The 4,966-nt window shown below is 34.2% G+C and carries 4 protein-coding genes; all 4 read right to left on the reverse strand.

All coding sequences use genetic code 11. The features are described 5' to 3' along the window. On the reverse strand, nucleotides 1-1,421 hold a 1,421-nt coding region (hsdR, locus tag RYL88_RS11435), incomplete at its 3' end, for an EcoAI/FtnUII family type I restriction enzme subunit R (RefSeq protein ID WP_314991420.1). Between the two features lie 103 nt (nucleotides 1,422-1,524). Continuing rightward, the gene (locus RYL88_RS11440; RefSeq protein ID WP_314991423.1) at nucleotides 1,525-3,204 is read right to left on the reverse strand and encodes a hypothetical protein; all 1,680 of its coding nucleotides are present in this window, start codon (nucleotides 3,202-3,204) and stop codon (nucleotides 1,525-1,527) included. Between the two features lie 34 nt (nucleotides 3,205-3,238). Continuing rightward, complete coding sequence (locus RYL88_RS11445) at nucleotides 3,239-3,505, reverse strand: hypothetical protein (RefSeq protein WP_314991425.1); 267 nt, start codon at nucleotides 3,503-3,505, stop codon at nucleotides 3,239-3,241. Between the two features lie 792 nt (nucleotides 3,506-4,297). Next, nucleotides 4,298-4,966: HipA domain-containing protein (locus RYL88_RS11450; RefSeq protein ID WP_314991427.1), on the reverse strand; the 669-nt coding region annotated here is incomplete at its 5' end.

The raw sequence follows: 4,966 nt of genomic DNA on the forward strand, positions 1-4,966 counted from the left end.
ATAACAGGATATGCCTCATCTGGTCTTGAAAATCTCTCTACCATAGCATTTACGTTCGGTACGTCGCCGGTAATTTGGGCGATATAGTTGGGGTTTTGTCTTACCAAATCGCTATTTTCGTTTCTTAATGCTTCACACATCCTTTGTGCGTGCTCTATATCTACACAAAAGACTATAGTTTTAGCCATGCGGTCGGTGCTTTTTAAAAATTCGCTTATGCGACTAGCTACAAGCTTTGTTCTATTAGTTAAAACCAAATTTCTATCATAATCTTTTATGTTGTAAATTTTATCTGGTATCTCATTACCGTAATCATCAAGAATGCCTTCTGGCGGTCTATACTCCATTAAATCCACATCAATACCAACACGGATAACTTTAAACGGGGCTAAGAAGCCATCATTTATACCTTGTTTTAGGCTATAAGTATAGATAGGCTCCCCAAAATATGAACTATTTGATATTTCATTATCCTCTTTAGGCGTGGCCGTAAGGCCGATATGGGTAGCGGATTTAAAATAGTCTAAAATTTTGCGCCATTGTGAGTCCTCTTTGGCAGATCCTCGGTGGCACTCGTCTATGATGATTAAATCAAAAAAATCTGGGCTGAATTCGCGAAACGGCTCGTTGCCGTCTTCGTCTACTAGCTGTTGATAAAGCGATAGATAAATTTCATACGAACTATCAAGTAGTTTGTCTTTTATCTTAGTCATTTTGTTACCAAATGGTTTAAAATCGCCGGTTTCACTTTGATCAACCAAGATATTTCTGTCTGCTAAAAATAAAATTTTCTTTTTTGCGCCAGCGCGATATAGTCTATGAATAATCTGAAAAGCTACATAAGTTTTACCAGTGCCTGTCGCCATAACCAGCATCAGTCGCTTTTTGCCGTTAGCGACGGCTTCAATGGCTCTATTTATGGCTACCTGCTGATAATATCTTGGCTTTTTAGCACCTTGGTCATAAAAATATGGCTCCTGTATGATTTTAAAAGCACTTGATGAAAAATGTTTATATTCCAAAAATCGTTGCCAAAGTTCATCTGGAGTTGGAAATTCATTTAGAGCTAACTCACGCTGAGAGCCGGACAAAAAATCGAATTCTATAAAGCCATTTCCATTTGAGCTATATGCAAATGGAGCATCAAGCATTTGTGCATACATTTTGGCTTGTTCCAATCCATGCCTAATACTATGACTATCATCTTTCGCTTCTACGATAGCAAGCGGCAAATTTAACTGATAACTTAGGACATAATCGGCTTTTTTAATACCGACCTTATCCCTTTTTGCGACGCTGTTTATCAAATTTATTCTGCCATCGGTTATTTGATACTCCATAGAAATTTGACTCATCTTGTCCCAGCCGGCTTGTTCGATGGCGGGTGTTATAAATTTTAGCTTTACGTCTTCTTCGGTCATTTTGCTGCCTTTAAAAGCTTCCCTATAATAAAAATTATGAGAAGTTTAGAAAATACGAGATTATATCCAAAAAATTTAGTCAAAATTAAATAAACTCCGTATATTACATCTCCATCCCATCCCTACTATACATCTTGCCTTTTATCTCATTTTTTATCTCCACAGGCTCATCATCCAATAGCTTACTAAAATTCGGTATTAGATTGCTTATTTTTGAGATAAAACTAATAACCTTCATTTTAAAGTTTTCTAATAGAGATAACTTATCCTGTAAATTTTCTATCGTTTCGTCTTTAACTTTTACTTCTTCTTCCAGCTCAGATATTTTTCGATTTTTGCTATTTATAGAGGTTTGTAGTTTAACAATTTGTAGTTGTTTATTATCGTTATCTTTCTTTATGGCTTCTTCGTTTATTTTGGATGCTTCTAAATATCCGTTTCTTTGCTTTAAATATTGATTTGTTTTTTCTTTATATTCTAGGTCTTGATTGACTTTTTCAAGCTCGCTTTTTAGTATGTCGCTTTGACTTGCTTTTTGCTTTAATTCTTCTATTTTTTCTTTATCTGCTTCAAAGCTTTTTATTTGATTTTGCAGTTTAATGTTTTCGTTATCTTTTTGGATTAGCTCGGCCGAGAGGTTGCTTATTCGCAAATTTCTATCTTTTATAATTTTGTCTTGGTTGTTTAGATTTGCGTTAATCTCTTTTAGATTTTTATTCTCTCGGACTAGCTCTTCATTAGATTGCTCTAGTTTATTATTTTTTGCTATCACTTCACCTTTGTTTAAAAGTTGCCTAGTTAGTTCTTCTAATTTTTGCTTTAATTCGCTATCCGTAATTATGCTTATACTGTTTTGCATTTGCTCTAAAACCAAATTCACAAGCTCTTCTACGAAAGCTTTGTTGTCCTGGGCTTCTATTCTAAAATATTCTTTACCGAACATAGGTTTTTCCTTTTTTGTATATTTCTTCACTTCCTTAACCAAGAGTTGCTTTATTTTCTTTTTTAGCTCTTGCTTGTCGTTAAACTCTTTTTCGCCTAGGTGCATTTGGTTTAAATTTTTATGTCTTGCCTTGCTGCCTATTTCGCCTCTTAGAGCGATGCCGTCAAATGCTATACCGCCCATTTTTTGCATGCTTCTACCGAATTTTAGCGTTTCGCCCTTGCCGTCAAATCTAAGGTTTTTGTGATTTACAAATTGGTAATTCGTAAAAATAAGCTGATAATGCTTAGTCTTCTCATCGTTATGCTCAGTGATTAGCAGGCATTTAACGCCGTATTTGGCACAGTACGATCTCGCAAATTTAAGGACTCTGTCAAGCGAAATTTGAGCGTTAACGATATTTACTTCAGCTTGATTCAACCCTTCTTTAGGCTCTTTTGGCCTTTGAGTACCAAAGCTAATAACTACCTCTGAAAATCCTACCATGTTTTCTCGCCAACGATTCTTTACCACCTTGCCGTTTTTATAGGTTTTAGTTTGGGCTTCGTAGTCGGCCTTCATCTTTTCGTGATATTCCAGCAAGAGTTTTTTTATGTATTTTTTATTGTTAAATTCCTTGTCGCTACTAGGTATCTCTCGCATATTACCGCTATCATTATATTCAGTAAGCACTATGTATCTATTATTTCGGCTGTTACCTCTAAGATATCCGATCTTAGAGGCGTGTTTGATCTCTCTAACATTGTGCTCATACCTTATAATAGCCTTTTTGAGCGTCAAGAATTCGCTTCTTACACAAAGAACTAGGCTGTGTCCACCTATTTGAAGGGCATTACTCATTTTTAGTCCTTTTCTTTATTATCTACTATAGAAATTAAGAGCATGTTTTAACCCTTTTTTGAAAAATATAAGTCGCAATATCCGTTATCGCAAACGCTATGCGAGAATTCTTTGCATCTCCCATTTTGATATAACGTGGAATATCTCTACCCTGCGATATACGAAGATCAAGAGTGGATATACCAATACCAAGAACCGCTGCGGTTTGCTTTCTGTCTAAAACCACCTTTCCTTTATATTGGCTAGATATGTGCTCAAGAAGCGTTTTGTACTCTAGGTCGTTATATAATTCATTAAGCACATTATTTTTCTCCTTTTGCTTAGTTCTTACATAACTAATTACAGCAACTTTTCATTTGCTTTTGCTATTTTAATGACTTTATGCTTTTATATAAATTCTTTTATTTAAAAAATAAGCAATTCCTCGAAGGCAAGAAACTAGGATCACACATGCTTAGCCTGAATAGCGTAAAATGGCTAAGAAATCTATCTGCTCACAATAACTGCCTCCTTATAAAGCTTAACAAATTTGACGCCGGCATCAGAGCCCATTTACAAAAAATATCTGTTTAGGATGAGTATAGAATAGAAAGGATGCTTAAAAATAACATTATAGAGGCCTTCTTGGAAACATGGTTATTCTTCTTAAGAATTTGCAATAGCGATAAAATGATGTTATATATACAAGACGAACTAGGCTCATTCTTTGAATATTCAGACAATCAAATAAACTAGAATGTAGACAATTTAGCTGCGATATAGACAATTTTTTAACTTTCTTAAAAAAATTGCAAAATTTTTTAAAAAATTGTATAATCCGCCATCATTCGGCAGATAGATCCGTTTGACTCTGCCACCTACGTTTTTATTAAAATAAGTATCATTAAATTTGCAGAAATACATAAACCAAATCTATCAGATAAATTACTTCTTAAATTTAAGACTATTTGAATTTTTGTAACAAGGACTGGTACTTTAATATAAACCCTACGATATCTTAAAAAATATAAAATTTTTAATATATCAGTGACACTATGTTAAAAGCGTTAAAAAATTTTAACATAACACGATGTATAAAAATTCATTTTTATGCTCATACCTTTATCCCCAACTTCTCAAACCATCCATTTCTTTTTAGGGTCTCGCACCTTTGCTCAAAGTGCTTCATCATTACATCTGCAAGCGTGGTTTTAGATTTTATTTTTATTCTCTTGTCTTCGGCATCGACTCTATCCTTTTTGTAAAAGTCCAGCCCATCCAGCTTTTCAAGCTTTTTTATATACTTTGGCATCTTTTTTATATAAATTTCTACGATATTTTTAGCAGACTCATTAAACTTAGCCCTATCAACCTTGGCTCTTTTTACTATCTCCATAAAGTCGCTATATCTGATATTGGTTTGCTTGCCGTTTATACTTAGATGCGATTCGTAGTTTTTGATACCTTCGTAAAAGCCCGTGCAAGCGATATCGTAAAGAGGAGCTAGTAAAATTTTACCGTTATCGTAAATAATCGATATATTTTTCGTATGCATATCCTCATGTCTAATAAGAAACGAGTAAAAATAGTACTCAATCATTCTAAGTCTATCATCGCTGCTTGGCAGTATCATAGCCGCCGCTTCAAAGAGTTTTTCGGATGAGGCCTTATATTTACTTTCGCTACTCAACCCCATAAACGTAGAAAATTCTTTTCGTTGAAATTTATAAGCTCCAATCCTATCAAAATACTTTATAAAGTAGTGATACTCTTTATCCTGATC

Origin of the sequence: uncultured Campylobacter sp. (assembly GCF_963517995.1) — a bacterium.
Taxonomy (GTDB): Bacteria; Campylobacterota; Campylobacteria; order Campylobacterales; family Campylobacteraceae; genus Campylobacter_A.